The 25576-nt window shown below is 39.3% G+C and carries 24 protein-coding genes and 4 tRNA genes; 8 read left to right on the forward strand and 20 right to left on the reverse strand.

Translation table 11 applies throughout. The features are described from left to right. Positions 1-124: 124 nt before the first annotated feature. From FTV38_RS10500 to FTV38_RS10540, 9 genes are all read right to left on the reverse strand, one after another. Positions 125-781: a tetratricopeptide repeat protein gene (locus tag FTV38_RS10500; protein WP_180022437.1), complete on the reverse strand. Its 657-nt coding sequence runs from the start codon at positions 779-781 to the stop codon at positions 125-127. Between the two features lie 185 nt (positions 782-966). Next, positions 967-3606: a bifunctional aconitate hydratase 2/2-methylisocitrate dehydratase gene (locus FTV38_RS10505; protein WP_180022438.1), complete on the reverse strand. Its 2640-nt coding sequence runs from the start codon at positions 3604-3606 to the stop codon at positions 967-969. Positions 3607-3899: 293 nt separating this feature from the next. Beyond that, on the reverse strand, positions 3900-4169 hold the full coding sequence (locus FTV38_RS10510) for a hypothetical protein (RefSeq protein WP_168379854.1): 270 nt from the start codon (positions 4167-4169) through the stop codon (positions 3900-3902). Between the two features lie 296 nt (positions 4170-4465). Continuing rightward, a complete protein-coding gene (locus FTV38_RS10515; protein WP_078193938.1) occupies positions 4466-4825 on the reverse strand; it encodes a hypothetical protein in 360 nt (119 codons plus the stop codon). Positions 4826-4937: 112 nt separating this feature from the next. Next, a complete protein-coding gene (locus FTV38_RS10520) occupies positions 4938-5375 on the reverse strand; it encodes an I78 family peptidase inhibitor (RefSeq protein ID WP_180022439.1) in 438 nt (145 codons plus the stop codon). Between the two features lie 499 nt (positions 5376-5874). Beyond that, entirely contained in the window at positions 5875-6291 is a 417-nt protein-coding gene (locus FTV38_RS10525; RefSeq protein WP_168378948.1) for a heme-binding protein, read from the reverse strand. Positions 6292-6395: 104 nt separating this feature from the next. After that, positions 6396-7694 carry a glutamate-1-semialdehyde 2,1-aminomutase gene (hemL, locus tag FTV38_RS10530; RefSeq protein WP_180022440.1) on the reverse strand — a complete coding sequence of 433 codons (1299 nt, stop codon included), beginning with the start codon at positions 7692-7694 and terminating at the stop codon, positions 6396-6398. A 33-nt stretch (positions 7695-7727) separates the two neighbouring features. Beyond that, on the reverse strand, positions 7728-8348 hold the full coding sequence (gene thiE, locus FTV38_RS10535; RefSeq protein ID WP_078188828.1) for a thiamine phosphate synthase: 621 nt from the start codon (positions 8346-8348) through the stop codon (positions 7728-7730). A 591-nt stretch (positions 8349-8939) separates the two neighbouring features. Then, the gene (locus FTV38_RS10540; RefSeq protein WP_180022441.1) at positions 8940-9323 is read right to left on the reverse strand and encodes a DUF962 domain-containing protein; all 384 of its coding nucleotides are present in this window, start codon (positions 9321-9323) and stop codon (positions 8940-8942) included. A 321-nt stretch (positions 9324-9644) separates the two neighbouring features. On the opposite strand from FTV38_RS10540, the gene FTV38_RS10545 reads away from it, so the two are divergent. After that, a complete protein-coding gene (locus tag FTV38_RS10545) occupies positions 9645-11105 on the forward strand; it encodes an inorganic triphosphatase (RefSeq protein ID WP_180022473.1) in 1461 nt (486 codons plus the stop codon). Between the two features lie 226 nt (positions 11106-11331). Then, positions 11332-11763 (forward strand): hypothetical protein, encoded by a 432-nt coding sequence (locus tag FTV38_RS10550; protein ID WP_168378945.1) that lies wholly within the window; start codon positions 11332-11334, stop codon positions 11761-11763. A 100-nt stretch (positions 11764-11863) separates the two neighbouring features. On the opposite strand, the gene FTV38_RS10555 is transcribed toward FTV38_RS10550, so the two are convergent. Next, positions 11864-12034 carry a hypothetical protein gene (locus FTV38_RS10555; protein ID WP_180022442.1) on the reverse strand — a complete coding sequence of 57 codons (171 nt, stop codon included), beginning with the start codon at positions 12032-12034 and terminating at the stop codon, positions 11864-11866. Between the two features lie 460 nt (positions 12035-12494). Continuing rightward, complete coding sequence (locus FTV38_RS10560; RefSeq protein ID WP_180007293.1) at positions 12495-13127, reverse strand: hypothetical protein; 633 nt, start codon at positions 13125-13127, stop codon at positions 12495-12497. A 107-nt stretch (positions 13128-13234) separates the two neighbouring features. Between FTV38_RS10560 and FTV38_RS10565 the strand changes: the two genes are divergently transcribed. Together FTV38_RS10565 and FTV38_RS10570 are read left to right on the forward strand one after the other, a co-directional pair. Next, positions 13235-13636 carry a DUF3144 domain-containing protein gene (locus tag FTV38_RS10565; RefSeq protein ID WP_078188837.1) on the forward strand — a complete coding sequence of 134 codons (402 nt, stop codon included), beginning with the start codon at positions 13235-13237 and terminating at the stop codon, positions 13634-13636. A gap of 172 nt (positions 13637-13808) precedes the next feature. Further along, positions 13809-14873, forward strand: coding sequence for an amidohydrolase (locus FTV38_RS10570; RefSeq protein WP_168378942.1), 1065 nt, complete (start codon positions 13809-13811; stop codon positions 14871-14873). A gap of 79 nt (positions 14874-14952) precedes the next feature. On the opposite strand, the gene FTV38_RS10575 is transcribed toward FTV38_RS10570, so the two are convergent. Beyond that, a complete protein-coding gene (locus tag FTV38_RS10575; RefSeq protein ID WP_180022443.1) occupies positions 14953-17721 on the reverse strand; it encodes a pitrilysin family protein in 2769 nt (922 codons plus the stop codon). Between the two features lie 149 nt (positions 17722-17870). Beyond that, on the reverse strand, positions 17871-18692 hold the full coding sequence (locus FTV38_RS10580; RefSeq protein WP_180022444.1) for a PhzF family phenazine biosynthesis protein: 822 nt from the start codon (positions 18690-18692) through the stop codon (positions 17871-17873). Between the two features lie 104 nt (positions 18693-18796). Between FTV38_RS10580 and FTV38_RS10585 the strand changes: the two genes are divergently transcribed. Together FTV38_RS10585 and gloB are read left to right on the forward strand one after the other, a co-directional pair. After that, on the forward strand, positions 18797-19405 hold the full coding sequence (locus FTV38_RS10585) for a flavin reductase family protein (protein ID WP_180022445.1): 609 nt from the start codon (positions 18797-18799) through the stop codon (positions 19403-19405). A 109-nt stretch (positions 19406-19514) separates the two neighbouring features. After that, on the forward strand, positions 19515-20246 hold the full coding sequence (gene gloB, locus FTV38_RS10590; RefSeq protein ID WP_180022446.1) for a hydroxyacylglutathione hydrolase: 732 nt from the start codon (positions 19515-19517) through the stop codon (positions 20244-20246). A 91-nt stretch (positions 20247-20337) separates the two neighbouring features. On the opposite strand, the gene FTV38_RS10595 is transcribed toward gloB, so the two are convergent. After that, positions 20338-20604, reverse strand: a complete 267-nt coding sequence (locus FTV38_RS10595; RefSeq protein WP_078193609.1) for a hypothetical protein — start codon at positions 20602-20604, stop codon at positions 20338-20340. A 441-nt stretch (positions 20605-21045) separates the two neighbouring features. Here FTV38_RS10595 and FTV38_RS10600 point away from each other — a divergent pair, with 441 nt between their 5' ends. Further along, positions 21046-21249, forward strand: coding sequence for a hypothetical protein (locus FTV38_RS10600; protein ID WP_078188846.1), 204 nt, complete (start codon positions 21046-21048; stop codon positions 21247-21249). A gap of 306 nt (positions 21250-21555) precedes the next feature. Here FTV38_RS10600 and FTV38_RS10605 read toward each other — a convergent pair. The 6 genes from FTV38_RS10605 to FTV38_RS10630 all read right to left on the reverse strand — a co-directional run bounded on the left by FTV38_RS10605 (position 21556) and on the right by FTV38_RS10630 (position 24451). After that, positions 21556-21640: transfer RNA gene (locus FTV38_RS10605), tRNA-Leu, on the reverse strand. Between the two features lie 73 nt (positions 21641-21713). After that, positions 21714-21798, reverse strand: a tRNA-Leu gene (locus tag FTV38_RS10610). A 36-nt stretch (positions 21799-21834) separates the two neighbouring features. After that, positions 21835-21908: transfer RNA gene (locus FTV38_RS10615), tRNA-Trp, on the reverse strand. A 37-nt stretch (positions 21909-21945) separates the two neighbouring features. Continuing rightward, a tRNA-Leu gene (locus FTV38_RS10620) sits at positions 21946-22030 on the reverse strand. A 107-nt stretch (positions 22031-22137) separates the two neighbouring features. Continuing rightward, entirely contained in the window at positions 22138-22962 is an 825-nt protein-coding gene (locus FTV38_RS10625; RefSeq protein WP_180022447.1) for a protein kinase, read from the reverse strand. After that, positions 22940-24451 (reverse strand): DUF3336 domain-containing protein, encoded by a 1512-nt coding sequence (locus FTV38_RS10630; RefSeq protein ID WP_180022448.1) that lies wholly within the window; start codon positions 24449-24451, stop codon positions 22940-22942. Before FTV38_RS10630 ends, FTV38_RS10625 begins: the two co-directional genes overlap by 23 nt. A 189-nt stretch (positions 24452-24640) precedes the next feature. On the opposite strand from FTV38_RS10630, the gene FTV38_RS10635 reads away from it, so the two are divergent. Next, positions 24641-25513: an ATP-binding protein gene (locus FTV38_RS10635; protein ID WP_180022449.1), complete on the forward strand. Its 873-nt coding sequence runs from the start codon at positions 24641-24643 to the stop codon at positions 25511-25513. The last annotated feature ends 63 nt before the right edge of the window (positions 25514-25576 follow it).

The following is a 25576-nucleotide window of genomic DNA, read 5'->3' on the forward strand; positions in this document are numbered from 1 at the left end:
ACTGAGGATCAGAAAGCTTGTTTGAATCGATGTATTTCATCCGCAGATTATGCACGAATGCTAAGAAATCCGGAGTGCAAATATTAACCAAAAAGAAGATCGTTTTTTGATTTATGAAAGAGATCTAATATAATGTTGCTAATTGGATCTCCGCTAGAGAATAATTTTGATTTGCCGATAAAGTGTACCACTTGAAAGCCTCCTTAAAATCCTTATTAACCCCTATTCCTTCAAAATACATTTGCCCAATATTAAACTGCGCATCTGGATTACCTAGCAAAGCAGCCTTCTTATAATATTTCAGTGCCTTTTCTAAATCTACATCATAACCATAGCCATAATTATACATCACACCTATTAAATTAAAGACTGGCGCGAAATTATCATTTTCAATCTCCTTAAAAATTGATGCTGCTTCTGTATAATATCCTTGCTCTAATCGAACTCTTCCTACATTATAAATAGCTGGAATATAATTTTCATTTCCAGCTTCAGCATAATATTTTAATGCAGAATCTAAATTTTTATCGACATAAATTCCATTCTCATAAAAATTCCCAAGCTCATTTTTAGCATAACTACTAATATTATTTACGTTTTCTAAAGTTAATAATTTTTTATATGCTTTTTCATACTTTTTCTTTTCAAGCAGACCTTTATACTCATTCAAAATATTTTTTTCTTGCTGTTCTGATAAAATTAATGGTTCAGATGAGCTTGATGAACAAGAGCTTAAAAAAAATACTATAACTAAAGGTAAAAAATATAATCTAAAGTTCATAACTAATCCGTGAATTCAATATCACTTATTTCTTAATATTTTATAAAAGTCGTTTAAACCTAATAACAGATTAAACTTACAATATTCTAATTAATCAAATTTAAACACGTATAAAATTCGCAATATACTTTTAATAATAAAATAAGGGCTGATAAATCAGCCCTTATTTTCAACTACTTAATCAATTAAGACAATTGAGCAGCAGCAATTTTCTTCGTATCAACATCTTTAGAAGCGTCAGTATAGTCGCTCATTTTGTCGAAGCTTAAGTATTGGTAGATGTCAGCAGACATGCTATCAATTTGAGCTGCGTATTCTTGGTACTCAGCTGGAGTTGGTAATTTACCAAGTACAGCAGCAACAGAAGCAAGCTCAGCAGAAGCTAAGTAAACGTTCGCACCTTGACCTAGACGGTTCGGGAAGTTACGAGTAGAAGTCGATACACAAGTAGTGTTCGGAGCTACACGTGCTTGGTTACCCATACATAATGAACAACCTGGCATTTCTGTACGAGCGCCAGCTTTACCATAGATGTTATAGAAACCTTCTTCCATCAATTGACGTTCGTCCATACGAGTTGGAGGAGCCAACCATAGACGAGTAGATAAAGAACCACCAGGAACTTTGTCTAGAAGTTTACCAGCTGCACGGAAATGACCGATGTTAGTCATACATGAACCAACGAATACTTCGTCAATTTTCACGCCTTGAACGTCAGAAAGCAATTTAGCGTCATCTGGGTCATTCGGGCAGCAAAGAACTGGTTCAGTGATTGTAGAAAGGTCGATTTCGTACACTTTAGTGTATTCAGCGTCAGCATCAGCTTTAAGAAGTGATGGGTTAGCCAACCATTTTTCCATGTTCTCTACACGGCGCGCCATAGTACGAGCATCGCCATAACCTTCAGAAATCATCCATTTCAACATAGTAATGTTTGATTTAAGGTATTCAGCAACTTTCTCTTCAGAAAGCGTGATAGAACAACCAGCAGCTGAACGTTCAGCAGATGCGTCAGAAAGTTCGAACGCTTGCTCAACAGTAAGGTCCGTTTCCATTTCTGTAAGGTCGATCTCAAGGATACGACCAGAGAAGATGTTCTTCTTACCTTTTTTCTCTACAGTTAAGTCGCCTTGTTGAATCGCAACGTAAGGAATCGCATGTACTAGGTCACGTAGAGTGATACCAGGTTGCATTTTACCTTTGAACTTAACAAGAACAGACTCAGGCATGTCTAGTGGCATAACGCCAGTTGCAGCAGCAAACGCTACAAGACCAGAACCCGCTGGGAAAGAAATACCGATTGGGAAACGAGTATGTGAGTCACCGCCAGTACCTACTGTATCTGGAAGAAGCATACGGTTTAACCAAGAGTGGATAATACCGTCACCTGGACGTAAAGAAACACCACCACGGTTCATGATGAAGTCAGGAAGCGTGTGTTGCATTTGAACGTCAACTGGTTTTGGATACGCAGCTGTGTGACAGAAAGATTGCATTACTAAGTCTGCAGAGAAACCTAAGCACGCTAAGTCTTTTAATTCGTCACGTGTCATTGGACCTGTTGTATCTTGAGAACCAACAGTAGTCATCTTAGGTTCGCAGTAAGTACCTGGACGAACACCTTGACCTTCTGGAAGACCACAAGCGCGACCTACCATTTTTTGAGCTTGAGTGAAGCCTTTGCCTGTGTTTTCAGGTTGTACTGGAGTACGGAACAAAGTAGATGGTGCAAGACCTAAAGCTTCACGCGCTTTAGCTGTCAAACCACGACCAACGATCAAGTTAATACGACCGCCTGCACGTACTTCGTCTAGAAGCACTGGAGTTTTAAGTTCAGATTCAGCGATTTGTGCGCCGTCTTTGAACGCTGTTACTTTAGCAGCAGCATGGTCGATTTTAAGCGTGATTTCATCACCCATGTTCATGTTAGAAACGTCGATTTCTACTGGTAAAGCACCCGCATCTTCCATTGTGTTAAAGAAGATTGGCGCAATTTTACCGCCTAAGCAGTAGCCGCCATCTTTTTTGTTTGGAATATGCGCGATTTCGTCACCGAAGAACCAAAGTACAGAGTTAGTTGCAGACTTACGAGAAGAACCTGTACCAACAACGTCACCCACGTAAGCAACTTGGTTGCCTTTCGCGATAAGGTCTTTGATTTGGTTTAATGGACCAACTTCACCAGGAACTTCTGGGTTGATGCCATCACGTACGTTTTTCAACATTGCATTTGCGTGCAATGGAATGTCTGGACGGCTCCAAGCGTCTTGTGCAGGTGACAAGTCGTCAGTGTTGGTTTCGCCAGTAACTTTAAACACTGTAAGTTTGATTTCTTCAGGTACATCTTTACGGCTAGTGAACCATTCAGCATCAGCCCAAGATTGTAAAACTGCTTTCGCGTTTTCGTTACCTGCTTTTGCTTTGTCTGCTACGTCATGGAACGCATCAAATACAAGCAAAGTATTTTTCAATGCTTCAGCTGCTAAGCCAGCCAATTCAGCATTGTCTAAAAGCTCTACTAAAGGTGCTACGTTATAACCACCAAGCATTGTGCCTAGTAAGTAAACTGCACGTTCTTTAGAAACGAGTGGAGAGGTTGCTTCACCTTTTGCTACAGCAGCTAAGAAAGCAGCTTTAACGTATGCCGCTTGGTCAACACCTGCAGGTACACGGTTTTCAATCAAATCAACCAAGTAAGCTTCTTCGCCTGCTGGTGGATTTTTTAATAATTCAACTAATGCAGCTGTTTGCACATCATCAAGTGGCTTCGGTGGGACTCCGAGTGCGGCACGTTCTTCAACGTGTTGGCGGTAAGCTTCTAGCACGGTGTTATTCCTCTTTTTTAAAAAATTATTTGTGAATTCCTGCTTTTAAAGCATCACAAACAATATGGACTGCAAAATTTTACTAAACTTCAGGTTAAAAGTTAATGCAACTAGAGTGTTTCTTTGTGATGCCCATTATTTTATAAATAAATGATCCTCATATCGTTTATACATTAAGCAAAATCAATACTTAGAACACGCTTTTCTTGCGCATATTAACTTTTGACTAAAATTAACCATCAAAAAAAAGCAACTAAATGTTGCCTGTTTTTATCTGTATTAGATATTCCACCTTAGTGGACAGTGGTTGCAGTGATATATTGCTGAAGTTCTGCTCGATCGCCTGTAAATCTGAGGCACCATTCGTCCTGACATGTGGTTTGATGTTGATTACTTGCAAAGCTGATATCGACCAAATAGCGTTGAGAAAATGCATCTACTTTTTGGCGTAAAGTGACTTTATCTCCAATGCTGAGCACGTAGTTCCCACCACCGATAATTGCTACGCCTTGTTCATCTTCTAGGAGTAGATCTGAGTGATGCATATAACCGATAACGTCCATATTCTACTCCTCTACTGTTTTTTTATTCTCCATTTCATTATTCATTAAAAAGATTTGCTTTTCTATATTTATGATTTAGCAAGTTGTCACAATTTGTATTTCGCTTTGGTTAGGCTATTTTAAATCTTTAAGCATCTCATATTCAAAGTAACCCGAAGATAAATATGCATTCGCAAAATAAGCATGAACTCCATCATATGGCTAAACAACGGATAGTTGCCCCGTTGTAACTACTCACTGCTGAATAGAGCCTTTAGGTTTTGCTTTACGCGCTTTCTCGCATAAAAAACCGTTCCTTAGAACGGTTTATAATCTGGCATTTCAGTATGCGGTGTTGCGATACATTTTTCAGTAAACTCAGCACGAATTTTTTCACGTGCTTTTTCAACATCAGTATTAATCTCAGCTTGCGGCAAGGCATAAACTTCATCAATGATGTTCAGGATAAATCCTTTGGTGGTTTCATCCTCAATTTTGTTGGCATGCTCAACTGCTTTGTCTTTTTCAATTGCATTTTGACGATCTAACATAATCGTACGTGCAGCATTACCTACACTGCGGCAGTAACCCTGCCACTGCTCTTCAGGGGTTAATGGTTTTTTTTCAGCACAGCCGACCAAAGCCACCATAACGGATAAAGCAAATAACTTTTTCATGAACTTCTCCTTACGAGGGGCAATATAAAAGATCGTAATGGATTTGTCATTTAAATTAGTCGTAGCCGAACAAACAAAAAAAGCCCTTTCGGGCCTTTTTTATGCGTTTGAATTAACCACAAGTTGCTTGAATAATCTTTTGATTGATTGGATTTACAGTGACGGTGACGCGCTCTACACGATAATCCATTGTTACTGGCTGCCCAGGTTTTACTAAACGGACAATTTGAGCTTGGCTAATTGCCTTGATCTGATCTTCAGTCAATTTTGCTTGACCAATCAGCGTCTTAGCCTTATCAGCTACACATTCAGTTTGGCTACTACGGAATAATGCCCACTCTTCAACCACTTGTCCGTTTGGCAGATGGCAATACCCGACCTGAGCATTTGCTTCATCACGAATTTCAAGTTTACCTTTTTGTTCTACACAATACTGGCTGGCTGGATTTGCCATACCAATTTTTTCTGGTGTCGTTTCAGTTTGCTGTGTTGTGCTACAACCCGCCATAAGTGCTGTCAGTGCAACTAAAATCCATATATTTTTCATCATGTCTATTTCTGAATATAAAAATTTAACTTATCAAGTTTGTGGTAAATAAACGAGTTGTTTATTGCAGTTTTTAGCAAGCACTCTTTTTCTGTGATTGGGTGTGATATCCAAATTGGGCAACAACACACCCATTGTTCAATAATTAGGAAATCCATGAAAGAAGAATAAAGGATTAAGCTGTATTGGGTTATGAAACCCGTTAAAAACCATTGCTGAACGTTGTCGGGGTAACAAACTAGGATAGAGATTCTATTTAATTGCTGGAATCTATAATTTGGAACTGCGTAAAAATGACTTATAAAAGAGGTCTATTAATTGAGTAAGATATAATCTTACTTCAACAAAGTTATACATAAGTTACTAACATGCTTAATATTTCAGCTCAATCTTAGATTTTTTTCGACTTAATGCTATGACCGAGATTTATCGACATCTAAACCAAAATATATTAAGGCCAATGATTTCGACAAGACTGAAGTATCTATTACGCTCACAATATTTAGTTTTGCTGCGCTAAAAAAGCTTGAATCGCCTGCTGTGCAATTTCAGCATCCTGAAAAGACTTTACGCCAGACACGCCCATTGCACCAACCAACTGCCCTTCATACATAATCGGCTCACCGCCTTCCAGCATGCCTGAAAAGGTATCCATGGTCAGAAAGCCCATTTGACCGCCTTTAATAATGTCTTCAAAAAGTTTTGAAGGACGGCGGCTAATCGCAGAACATTTGGCTTTTTCTAAGCATAGGTTTGCTGTCATTGGCGATGCACCATCCATACGTTTCATGGCCAATAAATTGCCAGTTTCATCTGTTATCGCAATACTTACGTTAAAGCCATTTTCTACTGCATAAGCATGTGCTGTGTTTAATAAAAATTCTGCATCCGCCAAAGTTAAATAATGCTTGGTTTTCATTTAAAAATCCTTTTTCAATGCACGTTCAATCATGCGGCTACAATAAAGCCCACAGCAGGCTGCGGGCTTTATTCTAAAGCAGAATTTGCCGTTTTAAATGAAAATTACTTCATTTCGGCAAAAACTTCTTTCGCCTTTTCAATGGTAAATGCAATATCTTCATCGCTATGCGCGCTTGAGAAGAAGCCTGCTTCAAAAGCTGAAGGCGCTAAGTTTACACCGCGCTGTAACATACCATGGAAGAATGTACGGAATGCATCTACATCACATTTCAAAATTGAATCAAAACCTGTGATTTCAGTTTGATCTGTAAAGTAAATACCAAACATTCCACCTACTTGCTGCGTAAAGAACGGAATGCCCGCTTCGTCTGCAGCTACCTGTAAACCAGCAAGCAAACCTGCCAATTTTTCAGTCAAAGTTTCATAGAAGCCCGGCTGACGCAAATGTTTAAACATCTCAATACCGGCACGCATAGCCAATGGGTTACCAGACAATGTACCTGCTTGATAGACTTTGCCAAGAGGTGCAATGCATTCCATCACTTCACGCTTGCCGCCAAATGCACCCACAGGCAGGCCAGCACCAATAATTTTACCTAAAGTGGTTAAATCAGGTGTTACGCCATAATGCGCTTGCGCACCGCCAAGACCTACACGGAAACCTGTCATTACTTCATCAATGATAAAGACTGAACCATGCTCATCACACACATCGCGAATTGCTTGCAAGAAACCATCTATCGGTTTAACCAAGTTCATGTTGCCTGCAACTGGCTCGACAATTACACCTGCAATTTCTGAACCGAATTTTGCAAAGCATTCTTTCAGCATCGCAATATCGTTATACGGCAGTGTTAAAGTGTGTTTGGCGAAATCAGCTGGAACACCTGCAGAAGTCGCTTCACCCTCACCTTTAGTAAGTAGGCCAGAACCCGCTTTCACTAAAAGCGAATCTGAATGGCCATGGTAGCAGCCTTCGAATTTTACAATCTTGTCACGGCCGGTGTAGCCACGAGCAAGACGGATGGCGGTCATAGTCGCTTCAGTCCCTGAGTTGGTCATACGAACCAATTCAATAGACGGCATAATTTCGCAAATGATGTCCGCCAAAGTGGTTTCATGAACGGTTGGCGCACCAAAACTTAAACCATCTACAGCTGCTTCTTGAACCGCTTTGATAATTTCGGGCTGAGCATGGCCTAAAATCATTGGCCCCCAAGAACCGACATAGTCGACATAGCGTTTTCCGTCTACGTCATAGAGATATGCGCCTTGCGCTTTTTCAATAAATACCGGAGTTCCACCTACACCATTAAATGCGCGTACAGGAGAGTTTACGCCGCCAGGAATATGCTTGCTGGCTTGTTTAAATAATTGTTCTTGCTTAGCAGATAAGCTCATAAAAATTCTCTACTTATTCAATCTAAAAAAAAATTAAGCTTGTTCAGCAAAAAGCTCAGACCATTCATAAACACGACTGCTAACAGCAGACATTGAACGACCTAATACATCACTAATCACAGCACAGAGATCAGCACCTGCTTCAATCACTTCTGCTGAATTTTCAACAGTTAACCCACCAATTGCACAAATGGGTACATTTAGTTTCGCTTTGGCTTGTTTTAGCGTTTCTAAGCCAATATTGCCTGCTTCAGGCTTAGTTTCAGTTGCAAAAATGGCACCAAAAGCCACATAGTTTGCACCGTCTGCAATTGCCTGCTCAGCCAGTTCTAAAGAGTTATTGCAGCTTCGACCGATCAAAACATTTTTAGGTAAGCGTGCTACAGCTTCAGCAATTGAACCGTCATCTTGCCCTAAATGGACACCCACACCATATTGAACTGCAGTTTCTAAATCGTCATTAATAACAAAAGGCACTTTGTACTGATTACACATATTTTTCATGTATTCAATTTCATAAGCCTGATCTTCTTTTGCCACTTTTTTACGGCGATATTGCAAAACAGCGACTTCATAAGTCGCCATCGCGCCTTCAAGTTTGGCTAAAAGCAATTCGATAGGATCATCATTGGTAATGAGGTATAAACCACGCATAGTTCAATCACAACTTAAAACTTTTGAATATTATAACGATTAGGTCTATGAAATGTTGCTTGGGGGATAAAATTTTAATGCTTTGCCGCTGAGAAAGTTATATTCCTTTTCACAGGACTGCTTATATAAATGTTTAATTGAATTTTCTGTAGAAAATGGCAAAAAATACCTATTTTCAGGTATAGAACAAAACTGATACAAATTATTTAATAGTGCAACAAAAGAACACAAAACGCAGCGCATAAAAACACAACACTTTATAAAAATAATAATGTGTACCTATTAGACTTTTTGGTGCTTGGTAAGAAACGTTTTGGGGAGCGTTCAGAGCATCAAAAAGTCTAGCCTATTTTATGAAATTTTTTATTGTTATATCTTTCAAACAATAGACCTTTTCTAAGGCCATAAAAAAAGCCTAGAGAAGGTCACTCTAGGCTCGGAAAACTGGGGTTTATCGACTTTTCATCTTATAGACAGGAAGTAAATAAACAATATGAACATTATTAGACTAATCACTCTAATTTTGCAAGTCATTTACTCAAAAAAATCACACCTAGATCCATAAAAATTAAACGTTTGATTAATAAATAATTAACTATCAATCTTATCTAAATTACGGTCTTTTAAGCTTAAGTTCCCCTTCACAATATCAGACAGCATGCGCCAATCGGAAATAAAACTGTACAAAGGTTGCTTGAAACTTGCTGGCTTGTTTTTTTCAAAGAAAAAATGTCCGACCCATGCACAGGCATAGCCTGAAACCAGGCCATAAGCAAAATACTTCGGTTGTTTTTTTAAAATTGCTTTTGCGAAGAAATAGAGTCCTATACTGCTGCCTGTGGCATGTAAACGTCGACTCATGATATTTTGATGTTCAGTCAAATAAAATCGATAAAATTGCGAATAGTCACGAATAGGTAACTGAAATTCGGGCTTTAAATCTCGATTAAACTCGGGTTGTACTTGTGAATTCATGTTGTGCTCATCCTGAACTTATTTTAACCAACATAGCTCAAAAATCGCCCACTTTAAAGGCGTAAAATTTTATTTTGATCCCATGAAAGTCGAACCATTGTGAATTATACAATTGATGGAATATCCATCTTTTAAAACTTTTATTAGTCCAAAAGCAGAGTTTTCAAATCCGTCAAGTCTTACTTCTCAACTGTTTTTCGCTACAATCGATACGCGTTTAGCTCATAGAAAATGTACGCGCATTTTAGTTTTTCATTTTTATAAAAATTTAAAGATCGCTTCATGCCAGATCATGAAGTTTTGACATCAGGACAGAAAACCATGGTTGAAGTTGAATTAAAGTTCCAGATTCCAGAAGCACGTCGAACTGCATTATTAAAGGCACTCGATCCAAAAAAATCTGAACAAATTCAACTTAAAGCTAAATATTTTGATACCCCAGATCGAAAAATGGCACAGCAGCATGCAGCCTTGCGTCAACGTTTAGAAGGAACGCGCTGGATTCAAACCCTGAAAGCTGCAGGTAAAAGCCACATTGAACGCTTTGAGCATAACTTAGATTTGGGTGAACTTGAACAAGCTCCTGCCCTAGATTTATCTGTTTATAGTAATGAAGCTGAAGTTCAATCAGTTTTAAAAACCACTTTAGGCGATCAGCAAGATTCACTACAACTTCAGTTTGAAACCGACATTCTAAGAACTTATCGCGTCATAGAGTTTGAAGACGCCAAAATCGAAGTTAGCTTAGATATCGGCTGTATCCGCAGCAACAGTACAGAAACAGAAGTTCACGAAGTTGAATTTGAACTGAAAAGCGGCTCTATTCAATCGCTCCTTGCCTTTAGTTTTGAATGGGTTAAAAAGTACCATTTGTGGTTAGACGTTCGCAGTAAAGCCGAAATTGGCAACTTGTTGGCATTGAGTCAAACTGTGAGTCCAGCAGTTGAGGCTAAAGAATTTCAACTCAGTAAAAAAGACACTGCCGCAAAAAACTTACGACTTTTAATTGCACAGGAAATGCAGCACCTTCTGCCTAATATTGCCGCAATTTCTGCAGGTGTTGCTCAAGCTGAGCACATTACACAAGCTCAGAAAGCACTCCATCATCTACAATTAACCATTTCGCTGTTTAAAGATTGGAACAGCGATATCGTTGAAAAATGGGCTGTGCAATTAGGCGCATTTAAGCAGCAGTTTGAACAATTACACCATTTTGAGCACATGCAAAATACCTTGGGTGGCTTTTTACAAAACCCAACGACCTCAGAAAATTTAACCAAAGATATTTTGTATGCCAAAGAGAAGTTAGGCAATTTGGTTAAATCGACTCAAAATGTGCATCATTATCTTGAGCTTTTAATGTTTAGTTTGAAAGTCGATGATGCACCGCAGCAGCATGATTTTAAATGGCATGCTCAAAACACCCTACAAAACCAATATAAAGCCCTGCAAGAGGCTTTAAATGATGCTGACATTAACAATTTTGAAAGCTTAGATGTACTTTCTCAGCGCATACAAGAACTTAAATTTAGCTTCCCTATTTTGACATCGATTTATGATGTAAAAAACTTGCAGAAATACAGTAAAGCGCTCAATGATGCACAAGTCGCGGCTCAGGAATACCAAGTTCTTTCCTCTTCTGCACAGTATATTCAGCAAACAGAGCTGGAAGCTAGCGATTGGTTTGTTCTCGGTTGGTTGACGGCAAAACAAGAGGTTTATGCAGATAAGCTATTAGAAGCGACAGAGCAATTCCTTGTGAGTCGAAAACTCATTAAGTAAAATCAAAAAGGGAGATTCAATGAGTCTCCCTTTTTTATTTGTATCCTACATTGTCATATAGATATTCATTTGTTGAACATTCAGATTCAAAGTCGGCTAATTTCAATTCATCATTTCTTTAGTTTGACTCAGTTACATTGAAATATTTTGAGAAGCTATTATTTTTGTTTTCTGGATAAAAACTTTTAAAATAAGCTATCTGAAAAATTAGATTCAGGGTGGTTTTATGTTGAAAAGTCACATACCTGTAATTTATCCCCTATTTTCATTTTCACTTATTTTTATATTTTTCCCAATACTGAGTGCTTGTAGTGAACAACATAAGCCTGTGCAAAGTACCGAATTAAGGCGCACGGCATCCTTACAAGTCGAAAAGCCGCTTTCTCCAACTCAAAACTTTGATCAGACACGACGAACCTTTAAAGTCCTGCGCAATAATAATGAGGACTATGGTGATGAGTCTTACCAAATCAAAACCGATGCTGGCACACTGAGTATTTACAGCATGAACTTGAATCCGCAACAAGGTCAGTTACTGTCAAGCGTCAAGTCTGGAGAATGTCTCACCCTATCGAGTCAAAGCGACAATTTGATTGCGGTTGATGGTTATATCAGTGTGATGGAATTGGGTGACATTAAAATTCACCCTTGCAAATAAACTTCAACATAGTATTTGCATATCAGTCATTCAAAAAAACTAAGAAAATTGCCTTAAGGCTACACTGCTATTGGGGGTTTAATTCATAATCCATACTGATTTAACCTTGTGTTAATAACCCCCATGATTTCATGGCATTACTCACCATGCGTTGTAATTGTGTCAAGGCCATACCATCACGTGCTTGTATCGTCATCCCTTGCAATAAGGTCATATAAAAATCAGTCAATTGCTCTGCATGAGCCAAACTTTCAATTTCGGCATTTGCCATAGTGGCTATTTTCACATTAGGGCGTGGATTACATAATCCAAAGCATCCTTGTGCAGCGAACTAAATTCACGTTCTAAGTAATATCGTCAACATATTTAATTAACTGATGTTACGCACGTAAAAGTAATTACGCATTTTTAAAATGATTTTTAAGTCTATTCGACGGAGTCTTACATCTAGGGTTTAAATAAAGGGATTAGCCTTCGGCTGGAAGTACTTTTGTTTCGGCAAAATGAGAAGCGAAGCTTCGCAAGGAAACCATCTTGCGGAGCAATGCTCCTCACCGCAAAACTCGTTCACTAGCGTCTACTTATTCAAAGTATCGCAAAAACATCTTTAAATAGATGTAGTTCTGTCTCAAACACTTGCGGATGACGTTGCCGCGTATCGCTCTTTTATTTGAATCAAATGGCGCTTCTGATGTTACTGCGTAACATCAGTAATTAACGATATTTATTAATTAACGATATTTCCCAAAGATTTTCCACGTATTGTTATCTGCTAAAGGGTCACTATAGCTATCGCTACGGGCTTTACGTGGTTTGTCACGGGCATCCACCAATTTAAACTCGTTTTCGACACTAAGTACAATGCCATTCACATAAAAACGAGTACGGGTATAATCACTTTGCCCATGTTGAAATACATAGGTTCTGAGGTCAATAAATTCACGGTGTCCGACCAAGGCTGCAGTGTCATCGCTGTCTAGCCAATGTCGCATCGCTTGAATTTGATCTGCTTCAAACTGCCCACATTTTTCAACCAAACTTGCAATACCACGAAAGGTTTTAGATTCTTTCGCACGTGTTTTGTTGATTCGAATACGATCCACATGAAAATAAAAAAGCGGCAGATTCAAATGACTCGGCAAATGGATTGCATCAAGGACTTCATCTTCCACAAAGGGTTGAAATAAGTCTTGAGCACGTTCAATTAAGCCTGTCCACTGTGCATAATATTCGGCTACTTCAGACTGTGTACCATAATAAATGGGCAGCCCTTCTACATTGGCTAAGGTTGAGGGCGGCCAAATATTTTGTCGAAGTAATGCAATATCACTTTTCAGACTTTGCACTGCGATTGCGTCTTGCATGAAGCATTCCATTTTACTTAGGCTATTTTTTAGATTAAGTCAAAGGTTTAGTTTCTGCAAGGCTTTGCCTATAATACTGCATTAGATTTTTATGCTAGGACACATTCATGGTTCAAAAGATTGAAGCTACTGATGTAACCGAAGAAGAAGCGTTGAATGCAGCTTTCTTTGAACGTGCGGATGAATTTATTAAACAAGCCAATGAATTTTGTCGTGTTGAAAAAGGTTCTCAAGTCAAACCTGCAGAAATGCGCGGCCAAGTGAGTGCTGCCATGTTATTTGGTACCGCTCGCTTTAATACTTGGGTTGCTGCAAATGGCTTCAAAGATGGCAAAGAAATGCGTGATGCCAAAGATCAAGTGATGTCTTATATTCTTCAACAATTTCAAATGATGCTTGAAGATAATTATGATGAATATTGTGAACAGTTTGAAAACTATCTTCGCTTCCGTCATAACGAAGAATTCCATGCAAATAAGCATGATCACGACCACGATCATCAGCATTAATCAAAAGCCCTTCGGGGCTTTTTTTATACAACTTCTCTTTCACAAAGCTTTGATTTAATATTCAGTCATAACGTTGTATTTTCATCATTCAAACTATTTTCAGTACCTTGTGTATTTGAAAATACAATGAAATACGCAAGAAATGGACATGGTTTTAAGGACAAGGATAGCAATGCAGACGCTCGATTTTGCCATCGTGGATTCACATATACATCAATGGGATCCATACAATACCCCACATGCCGCTTCACTTGCCGTGAAATTATTGGGTAAACATCCCTACTTGCTCGACAAAATGATGCGCTTAGTTAAGCCGCAAGAGTTAATTGACACAGTTGGTTTAACCAAACATGTGACGACACCGTATTTGCCTGAAAATTATAAGCAAGATGCAGGACATTATCTGGTCGATCAAATCGTACATGTAGAAGCGAGCTGGCATGACCATAAAGGCAAAGGGGTGGTTGGTGAAACAAAGTTTATTGAATCCTTAGATTTTAATGCTCAAAAAATTAAACTTGGCGCCATAGTCGGCACTGCAGACCCATGTGACAGTAGTTTTAAGAAAATTCTTAAGATGCATAAACAAGCCTCCCCGCATTTTCGTGGTATACGGAAAATGGCAGCTGTACATGAAGACCCGAAAGTTCATGCATGGACCAATGAGCCACATCTCTATACCAATAAAAAATTTATGAAGGGTTTTGAAGCTCTTGCTCAAATGAACTTAAGTTTTGATGCATGGGTTTATTCAGACCAAATTCGTGATTTAACCGCTTTAGCACGTGCTTTCCCTGAAACATCTATCGTTCTGGATCATTTTGGAACACCTGTCGGTGCCTTTGGCGCTGTTGGCTCACATACAGGCTTAACCCAAACTTCACGCGACAATATCTTGTTTCGTTGGAAAGATGATTTAGCTGAACTGGCAAGTTGCCCAAATGTTTATACTAAAATGTCTGGTTTATTCATGCCTGTGCTGGGTCATCAGTTTCATAAAGAACAACGCCTTGCATCCAAACAAGAGATTTTCGATTGTGCCTTCCCGCTTATTTCTCATGCTCTACAATGCTTTGGGAAATACCGTGTGATGTTTGGCTCTAACTTCCCGATGGATAGTGTGAGTGCATCCTTGGTGAATATTATTGACGCCTTTTCAGATGCGGTCGCGAGTTATGATCCTGATGCGCTGACTTTAGTCTTCCAACAAAATGCGCGTCAGTTCTACCGCCTATAAGTTCATTAAGCTATTTTGCTATCAAGCTATCCATTGCGGCTCAAAAAAATTCTCCATCTGGAGGATTTTTTTATTCGGTTTATTTTTGAGTAGATTTTACGGCTTGACCATATTGGTCAGACATCACCTCAACCAAATGTTCAGGTTGAATATATTTTGTGATGACAGCATCAACATCCGCTTTGGTCAAACTAGCAATGCGTTGATCACGCTTTTCACGATAGTTTAAATCACGACCTTTTTCTAACTGTGGAATCAACATACTATGAATGCGACGGTCATCTTCAAGTGCAGTTAAACGCTTTTTCAAAATACTGGCTTTGGCCGCTTCTACTTCCTGTTCCGTCACGCCATTTTTCAATAAGTTTTGCAACACTTTATGAACAGACTGAGAAACTTGTGCTGATTTACCCGCAGTGTAGTTTGCATCAATACTCAGTACACCTGAATTCACCCATTCATCAAAATTAATGTCTGCACTAAAACCATAAACCAGTGCATTCTTTTCACGTAACTCTTGGGCTAGACGTGAAGACAACTGTGAATCACCAAGTATGTGGCGTAATACTTGTAACGCAGGAGAATCGGTATGCTCTACACCTACAGGTAGAGTCATAATGGCTTGGTAACTACCAAACTCACGCTGTTCAGACAATGCATGCACTTTCTGTGCAGGATACGCTGTAAATGTAGACTCTAAGCGTTGATAAGGTTCGCTGGTTTTCCAATCTGCAAATTCTTTTTTCAGAATTTTTTCTATTTGCTTGGTATCAAAATCACCTGTTACCGCAATTTGTGCATGCTGTGTTTTAAAGAATTTTTGATGTAACTGCTGCACTTGATCACGTGTAGCCGACTCAATTTGTTTTTTCGCAAGTTCAGGTTCGAAGTGATAACGAATATCCCCCGGCTCATAGATCTCGACAATACGCGACAGTGTCATTGCAGCAACGGTATCCGGCTCTGTATAAGATCGATCTAAACTCGATAAACTTTGCGCTTTGATTAAATCAAATTGTGACTGCTCAAAGGCCGGAGCTTTAATAACATCAATAACATATTGCAAAAAATCAGCAAATTTTTCTTTACGTGCAACCACCTGAATCATGAGACCATTATCATTTGCACTAACCGTTGCACCACCACCGACATCAATAATTTTATCGGCAATTTGCTGTAAACTTTGATCTTTAGATGCACGGAACATGAGATAAGCTGTCAAATCTAGCAACTCACCTTTATTCATTAAGCTTTGCGCTGTACCAAAATCCAATGCAATCGTGGCATAGGTTTTGTCATCACGGGTTTTAGTTGGAAACAACGCATACTGAATGCCGTTTTTAAATTTAGCGCGCTGAATCTGCTTCTCTTTCTGATTTAGATATTGCTTAGACTCTGCAACATATTGCTTCACTTCAGCACGATAAACACTCGCATCTTTCAATGGCTCTTCTGCAGGTGCTTGCTGATCTAAAGTTTCAGCAGGTTTTGACGCTGCTTGTTGCTGTGCTTTCTTTTGATCTTCAGGTGTAGGCAGAATATTTCCTGTGACACGGTATTCAGGCTTTAGAAAATCCTTATACACCTGATTCACGTCGCTTACATTCAGCTTTTGTACTTTATCTAAGTCACGGAAATATTGAGTCCAGTCTCCGTTATAAGCCACAGTATAAGAACTGAGACGTTCGCCAAGTGCCGTAGCGCTATTCTTAACATTGTCAGCCATATTTCGAGTCAGGCTTTTAACACGGTTTAGCTCGACGTCATTAAAGGCTTTGTTCTGCTCCACACCTTGTGCAAGACTGGTTGCCACTTTGTTTGCATCATGACTTGGGCCATATATCGCCCCCATAAACACCAAATTAAAATCTTTATCTAACCATGTGGTCGATTGAACTGCGGTTGCTGTCCCTGTTTCCACCATGCTTTGATACAAATGCCCACTCGGCTGTAAGGTATACAAGGTTGGAGATACCGCCAAAGCGGTTTTAATCGGTTCGACTGCACCATTTATATAAATATTAAATTTGCCAAAGTCACTACCCTTATGAACAGTAAATTCGCGTTGCTTTAATTTCGTTCCATCTAATTTAGGGACTTTGGCCTGTTCAGGAATTTGACGTGCGGCAATTGGGCTAAATTGTTGATCAATTTGTTTTAATACAGCCGCTTTATCAAACTTACCAGAAATCACCATCACTGCATTATTTGGCGCATACCAACGGCGATAGAACTGGTTTAATTCGTTCATATTGATCGATTGAAGTTCTTTCAAATCACCAATCGGTAAACGACCTAAAGATTGATTGCCATAGGCTTCTTTTAAAACTTGGTCGATTAAGACGGAAAATGGCTGATCTAAACGAATTTCACGTTCACGCTTAACGATATCAATTTCTGTCGGTACAAATTTTTCCTGAAGTACCAATTTGTCCATCCGTTCTGCTTCCAAATGCAAAACTTGATCGATTGAACTTTGTTCAGGACGAATCACATTGGTGTATTTCGTTGAATAATAATCCGTACTGGCATTGGTCATCAGCGTGAATTGGTCTAAGCGACGCTGAAATTCATCACCCTTGACATTTTCAGTGCCTTTAAAGGCCAAATGTTCGAGCAAATGTGCCAAACCACCTTTGCCCGCAGGGTCATTTAAAGAACCCGTGAAATACACCGTATTCATAAACACTTTGCTTTCTTTATCGTTTTGCGCCAAAACCACACGAAAACCGTTATCTAATTTATATTCTTCAATGGTTTGTTCAGTTTTAACCAATACAGGTTGAGCAAAGAGGCTTGTACTTAAACCTGCAAAAAAAAGTGAAAGCGTTAAATGTTTAATACGCATGTAATTCAAGTGTCCTTTATATTTAGCATCGATCAGCGTAATGCTGTCGATCAGATTGGTTTTGATTTTATGCTGAGCTTTTCTGGATTAATAGTTACTTTTTATTAAATACATGCTGCAGAATGAGACAGCATGTATTTGATTTATGTTCAGATATAAATGTCAGACTGCATATATAAACAAGCATAGCCTGAGATTTCTATACGGTCATTTTCGAGCATTTGACAATGTAACTCACCACCACGGCTTGATGCTTGATACGCCAAGATCTGACGCTGGTGTAGAAGTTCTGCCCAAATAGGCACGATTCCGGTATGAATAGAACCCGTAACAGGATCTTCATTGATGCCATTACCCGGTGCAAAATAGCGTGAAATGCAGTCATATTGCTGGGCTGCCGCAGTGATTGCAACATCGGTAATCGTACCCGGTGCTGTAATTGCGGTGCGGATTTTGCCCAGTCGTTTTAAAATTTCAAAATTCGGTCGTTCGTCCAAAACTTGTTGAGCCGTTTCGTATTCCACGATATACGCCTGCGCATTCTGATAAACCTGCTTAAAAGGTTGACTCAACCCTAGACGTAGCTCTTCAGGATAATCGCTCACGACCTGTGCCCGACGCACAGGGAAATTCATCAGAATTTTTCCATCTTCAGCTTTATTTACGCTAAAAATACCGAGATTTTTGACATGAAATTGGATATTTTTTTCAGCCGTATAAAACTCAAAAAGTACATAACTACTGGCCAATGTCGCATGTCCACAAAAGTCCACTTCAGTGGTCGGTGTAAACCAACGAATTTCATAATTACTGCTGTCAATTTTTTTCACAAATGCAGTTTCAGACAGATTATTTTCCAAAGCAATCTGTTGCATCAAGTGTTCATCTAACCATTCATCCAACACCAAAACCGCCGCTGGGTTGCCTTTAAACAACACTTTGGTAAATGCGTCCACTTGATACATTTTCATTGATAGAACTCCTGATTTAGTGATTTATATTAAAGGCTTTTGAAAATATTTCATGCGTAATATGCTATGTGGCAACACTTTTTAATAAAACATCTAAGTTTTAGATGAACTTAAATATAGGCACAATTTTGAAAACGCATATTCACCCTGTTCCTTTAGAAAAATCATACCGACTTTTAAATCATGGGCCGACTGTGCTCGTCTCTGCTAAAGACCAAACCCATACTGGTGTCATGACTGCAGCATGGGCATGCGCCTTAGAGTTCAATCCTGCAAAAGTGACAGTAGTACTGGATAAATCAACTAAAACACGTGAAATTATTGAAAATTCAGGTTATTTCGCCTTACAAGTGCCAACACTGAAACAACTCAAACTGGTCTATGCACTTGGCATGATGAGCCAACGTGATGCGCCAGAAAAATTACGCCAATGTGGCGTGGAATTATTTCAATTTAATCACTCAGATATTCCTGTGGTTGAAGGTTGTGCTGCCTGGCTACTGTGCAAACTTATTCCTGAGCCGCACAATCAACAAGCGCACGATCTGTTTATTGGCGAAGTCATTGCTGCCTATGCAGACGACCGCGTCTTCCGTAACGTACATTGGTATTATCATGAAGTAGAAGATGAATGGAAAAGTCTGCACCATGTTGCTGGTGGGCATTTTTATACCATTGGTAATCCTGTATCTGTAGACGAGACACCAGACTAAAATAGTGCTATGAACTCTGTCGTTTATCTAGGGCTGAAAATCAATAATCATCCGTTTTGAGCATTTTCATGCTAACTTTAACTTAATTTTAAATATTGAATGAATGGATATGGCGTTTAAAATACATACATTGGATGTCAAAAATTCACTGCAAAATTATATTTGGCTGCTTGAACACACCGAAAGCCATGATGTCATTGCGGTAGATCCTACTGAAGCTGCCTTAGTCGAGCGCTATTGTCAGGAACATCAACTCAATCTCGTACAAATTTGGTTAACGCATTGGCATAAAGATCACGTCGGTGGCGTACCGGAACTTATCCAGGATAAAAACATTGCCGTTTACGGTCCCCGTGCAGAATTAAGCCGTATTCCATGGGTGAATTATCCTCTCGATCATAATGACCGTTTTGAATTTCATGGTCTTGAAGTTGAAATAACAGCAACGCCCGGCCACACCCTCGGTCATATCGTATATTTTATCGATGACATTCATACACTGTTCTGTGGCGATGTATTATTTGCTATGGGCTGTGGACGTGTATTTGAAGGCACCTTTCAACAAATGTACGATTCCTTGAACCGTATAGCCGCATTCCCTGCTGAAACTCAAGTGTATTGTACTCACGAATACACCCTATCGAATGCGCAGTTTGCGCGGCATGTTGAACCTGACAACCTTGCCATACAACAGCGGTTTGATGAGGTTGAATCCCTACGCATGCTCGGGCAATGTACTTTACCAAGCAGTATTGAATTAGAACTAGAAACCAATCCATTTTTACGTGCAGAAAGTGTTGAAGCATTTCAGCGCTTAAGAGAACTCAAAGACAATTTTTAATTGGATTGCGAGTTATAAGCATTTTAGATTTCATCACAAATAAACTTTTTTATTTGTGATGAATATTTCGGGCCAATTCATCATTTTATATTTATAAAATTTGATTGGTGGCAGCAAACTCATCCAATTCAGCTTGAGTCACAACTCGTACGGCTTGCATTTCATCGATACGTACCATCAATAAACCACCTAATGCCGGCTGATAACGTCGTGCACTACCAAATGGTGTATATGCCACTTTGGATTGCTCCGAAAAGACCAACCAATCTTCATGTCCAAGCATCACCGCAACAGGCGTCTGTCCCGCTTGTTGCATCTGTTCAATTTTTGCTTTGACATCGTGCTCAATGTTCTGCATGCGTTCAATCTACTTATACCAATAGAACATAGTATAAAAGCTTTTCGATAAATCTTGATGAGAAATAGCATTGCATGCTCACCTATCCAGCGAATTAGGCTTTGAACAAGCTGTTATTTGCAATCCACAACTGCATGCCCAAACGGCTGTGCAATCTAAGCCAAGCAATCGTTTATTTTGCGCACAGCTTCTCTATGCACATAGGATATATTTTAATCCAACTGCCAAAAACATAATTTTTAAAATACGTTATATTTACTTACATTAAGTTTAGCTTTTTATAAAACAGCGAGTTAAATAAGTTTATACCGTTTACAAGCCGATAATCTGTTTATTTATCCATCAAAATTTCATATTTTAAATAAAAGTTTTCCATTTCCCCTTTAAAAAATATTTTGACACCCCTATTTAATATTTTAATGATTGATAAGGAGTTCGCTCGTGAAAAAAGTGGTTAAAGCAAAAAATTTAGTTGCCTTCCGTCTTTGGTTAGAAAAGTTAGGATATTCTGTTCGTACACTGGCAGATAATCGTGGATTTACATTCAGTTTTAAAAAAGAATATGGTCTAGTGACTGTAGATTTGTCTGGTAATGCTTTGGCCATGCAGCTCGGTGAAGAGTTTGAAGATCATTTAAAGGCATAATCTTCTTTATAATTTATTCGAACGATTAGAAATAAATGATTTAATTCGATTGATTCGAATCCGCATTTCTAAATTTGCCCGTATATGCGGGCTTTTTTTCACCTTTGTTTTACTGACTCATTTTAACGAGATAAATTTCAGACAATAAAAAAGCAAGATAAGACATCTTGCTGTATCTCTGGTTCATCATTCTTTTATTAGATTTTTTTATTAGAATTAGTCTTCAAAAAAAAACCACGTTTGAGACATTGATTTTTTCGAATTTCAAAAACAAAAAAGCAAGGTATAAAACCTTGCTTAATCTAATGGTGGGGACGGAGAGACTCGAACTCTCACACCTCGCGGCGCTGGAACCTAAATCCAGTGCGTCTACCAATTTCGCCACGTCCCCAACTCGGGTGCTGACAATGTCAGACTTTAATTTGTTTTAAAAACCTGTTTATTTGGCAACTTAATAAATTAAGTGGTGGGGACGGAGAGACTCGAACTCTCACACCTCGCGGCGCTGGAACCTAAATCCAGTGCGTCTACCAATTTCGCCACGTCCCCAACAGGGGTGCTGACAATGTCAGACTTTTTAAAACTTGGCAGAGGATCAAGGATTCGAACCTTGACGAACGGTTTTGGAGACCGTCATGCTACCATTACACCAATCCTCTGTGACCTTCATTACCAAACTCATGTTTAGTAATTCAGTGGTGGGGACGGAGAGACTCGAACTCTCACACCTCGCGGCGCTGGAACCTAAATCCAGTGCGTCTACCAATTTCGCCACGTCCCCGATGGCTGTGTATATTATAGAGATCACCCTTACATGACAAGCCTTTTTTATAAAAAAGCATCTTGTTTGTTTAAATAAAAAACAATAGTGCTTTTTTTGTATTTTTCTTAAGCAAATTCAGCAACTAAGTCGCTTTTTAAGCGATAGAAATCTACCAATCTGTCATTTTTTTGCTTCATCAACATGTGTTGCATTAGCTGATTAAACCCTTGATATTGCATTGGCAGGTCAAGCTTTAAGCGTTGGCAATGTATATAGGCCCAATCTTGATAGTTTTTTGCCTCCAAACGCTGTGATGTCAGCCATTCCAAGAAAATTATTCCCAAAGCGTAGATATCACTGTGCAAAGATTTTGCTTGTCCATGGAAAAGTTCTGGAGCCATATAACGTGGTGTCGCAGTTAAGGCATTTTGCTGGTCAACAGCCAACGGGAGCGCTTGCTCAAAGTCGATGAGTCTGCACTGCCCTTGCCAATTCACAAAATGCTCTTGTTTTAAATCTGCATGTATCCAACCGTGCAAGCTTAATCGCTCAACCACATCGATTGCTTGCCATAGCACTTGCCTCACCTGCTCAATGCTCAAATTCGATACAGGCTGTAAGAACCAAGGCTCAGCATTGGGCAGTATTAATAGGCGATCAATAGGCTCTAGCTGAATACTGAGATGCGTCTCTTTTATCACTTGAAAAGGTAGCGTGATACTGTTTTGTGTAGACGCTTGATTGAATAGCTGGTACAGCTCAATTTCTCGATCAAAACTAGCTACATGTTCAGGGCTGCTGTCACTGACTTGCGCCTTGAGCCAATAACGTTGTTGATTGAATTGAAATTGATATAGACGACGGCCAAAAACCAAACTTTTGGTTTTGGTTTTTGGCTCGCAAATGGTTTGCGCTAAATCTGTGGATTTAAACCGCAATAAATTCTGCATGTCGTTGACTGGGTTCATTTTGATAATTTAATAATTCCAAACAATGCTGAATGGTCTTACCAATGCGGGCTTGCGTTTCGATTAATGAAATCTTCGGCCAAGTGGCTCTTTCACCTTCACGCTGCAATACTTTAAACAGATAAGGTCGAGGATTTTGCAACATATAACTATAGTGTCTTAAGCCATATTTCCCCACAATATTGACATCACCATAGTAACGCTGATCCACCACGCCATAACCATGATCAAGCAAACGTCTTACAGGTGGGATACTTCCTGCACGCTCACGGGCAAAATCCATCACCCCTTTACTAATCACCTTACCTTGACGACGAACGATCCGCTCAGGCCAACTCAACATACTTTTACGAAAGCGTGATGCATCATCCTGCATAAACGGCACAATATGCGGATTGACCTGACTGGCGATACTATAATTAATATTATATAGACGTGCCATTTTCTCCTGTGGGAAATCACTGCGCACACTACCATCCACCCAACGTGTAGCCGACATATATGGCGTAAATTGCCCGTCATAACGCTTACTGGTCAGTCGTACCGGTGGAAATAGAATGGGCACTGCACAAGATGCCAACACTGCACTCCACACCAACAAATCTGGTGATGTATACGCATTCATAATTCGTGCATCTTGTGATGCATCATAAGGCGCAACTGCCACATTGATATGCAGACCTGATTGCTTATATGCTTCGGCAAAAGTTAAGTCACCTAAGTTTTCAACCAAAAACTTTTTCAGATATTTTACATCTGCCAAACCACCATTGCCCTGCACTAACTCAGTCAATTTACGAAAGTGAAATGCCTCACTAAAGAAATTTTGTCCGTTTAATAAATTGGTAAATTCTGACGGTTTAGATACACCCAACATCCCGGTCATAATTGCGCCAGCACTGGAACCAGACAGAACTTTTGGCATCAAATCTTGTTCCATCAGTGCTTTACACACACCGGTATGAAACAAACCTAAAGTTGAACCGCCTGAAAACATCAAAACAGGTTGACCATAGGCTTTTTGGCTTTGTTCAAAGAATTCAATTTTTTGTGCAGCATTGAGACAAACGCATTCTTCGGATGCGATAAATGCCAAACTTTGACTCACCTCATCAACATAGTCTTCAATAATTTTTTTGGTACCGACGTAGGCTTCTGTAAACAGCAAGGGATGGGCAATATTGCCCACATCATAAGTTAAACCTTCACTTAAAATGTACATCAAATCTCGAGTACGTTTCTGAGCACGATATCGTCTCAGTAACCCTAAACGATGAGTAATAATTTCTGCATCAAAATACGGTGAACTATTATCGAGTTTCCATTCTTGCGCACCCGATTCTTCATCTATTTTAAGTGCGATATCTTTCCATTCTTCATAACATTCAGCACGGTCGAGCTGACGCTTTAATTTTTTTATCCGATATGCCTGATGTGGATTAATACTTTTTGAAAACCCTGTAAACAACATGACTATCCCTCAGCACACTTTAAACTGTTCACTCAGCTAGATTTATAACAACTTTTTGGTTGTTCGAATAGCGCTGATCTCCCAGAACAATCATTAAACTTTGACATATTTAGGCGATTATAACTGCATTATTGATGTACACTGCTGTCATATACCAACCAACAACAAGACACGACACGCTGACTTATCATGGCTACAATTGATTTACCTGACAATATCCTTCAATCGCTATCTACTGTACTCTTACAACTACAGCACAGTTTGCCTGAGCTTAAACAAGCACCCGATTTTTCGAGTATCGCGTTTAAATGGCAAGATAAACAGCTTAAAGCTATTCAACAGCCCAAAGTCATGTATTTAGAAGATTTAAAAGGAATTGAGCGTCAAAAAGAAAAAGTGATTCAAAACACTTTACAGTTTATAAAAGGCTTACCTGCCAATGATGTTTTACTCACTGGCTCTCGTGGTACAGGTAAATCATCCATCGTCCGTGCCCTACTGACCCATTATGCAGATCAAGGTTTACGTTTAATTGAAATTGAGCGTGATGATTTATCTGATTTGCCAGAAATCCAAAAGTTAATTGAAAAGCGCCCTGAAAAATTTATCGTGTATTGTGATGATTTGGCGTTTAATGCTGAAGATGAAAACTATCGCAGCTTAAAAAGTGTTTTGGACGGTTCATTACAATCAGGTTCAAGTAATTTTATTATTTATGCTACCAGTAACCGTCGTCATTTATTGCCTGAATTCATGCATGAAAATACACCTGTAACTAAGGTAGATGTTCCTCAATATACCGAGCTCCACCCACAGGAAGCGATTGAAGAAAAAATATCTCTTTCTGACCGCTTTGGGATGTGGCTGTCGTTTTACCCAATGGATCAAAATTTATATTTAGAAATCGTTGAACACTATTTGGCAAAAGCTGCAATGCCTTGGACAGATGAAGCGCGTGCTGAAGCACTGCGTTGGTGTCAAGGTCGTGGGCAACGTTCAGGGCGTGCTGCTTATCAGTTTTCAAAGCATTGGATTGGCTCGCAGCGGCTGCAGCACCTATAAGGGTACGCTTTTGACACTTATATGACGCGCAAGATGCGGCACAAGAATCAATCTGCGTTTAAA

Origin of the sequence: Acinetobacter sp. YH16044 (assembly GCF_013417145.1) — a bacterium.
GTDB classification, from domain to species: Bacteria; Pseudomonadota; Gammaproteobacteria; order Pseudomonadales; family Moraxellaceae; genus Acinetobacter; species Acinetobacter amyesii.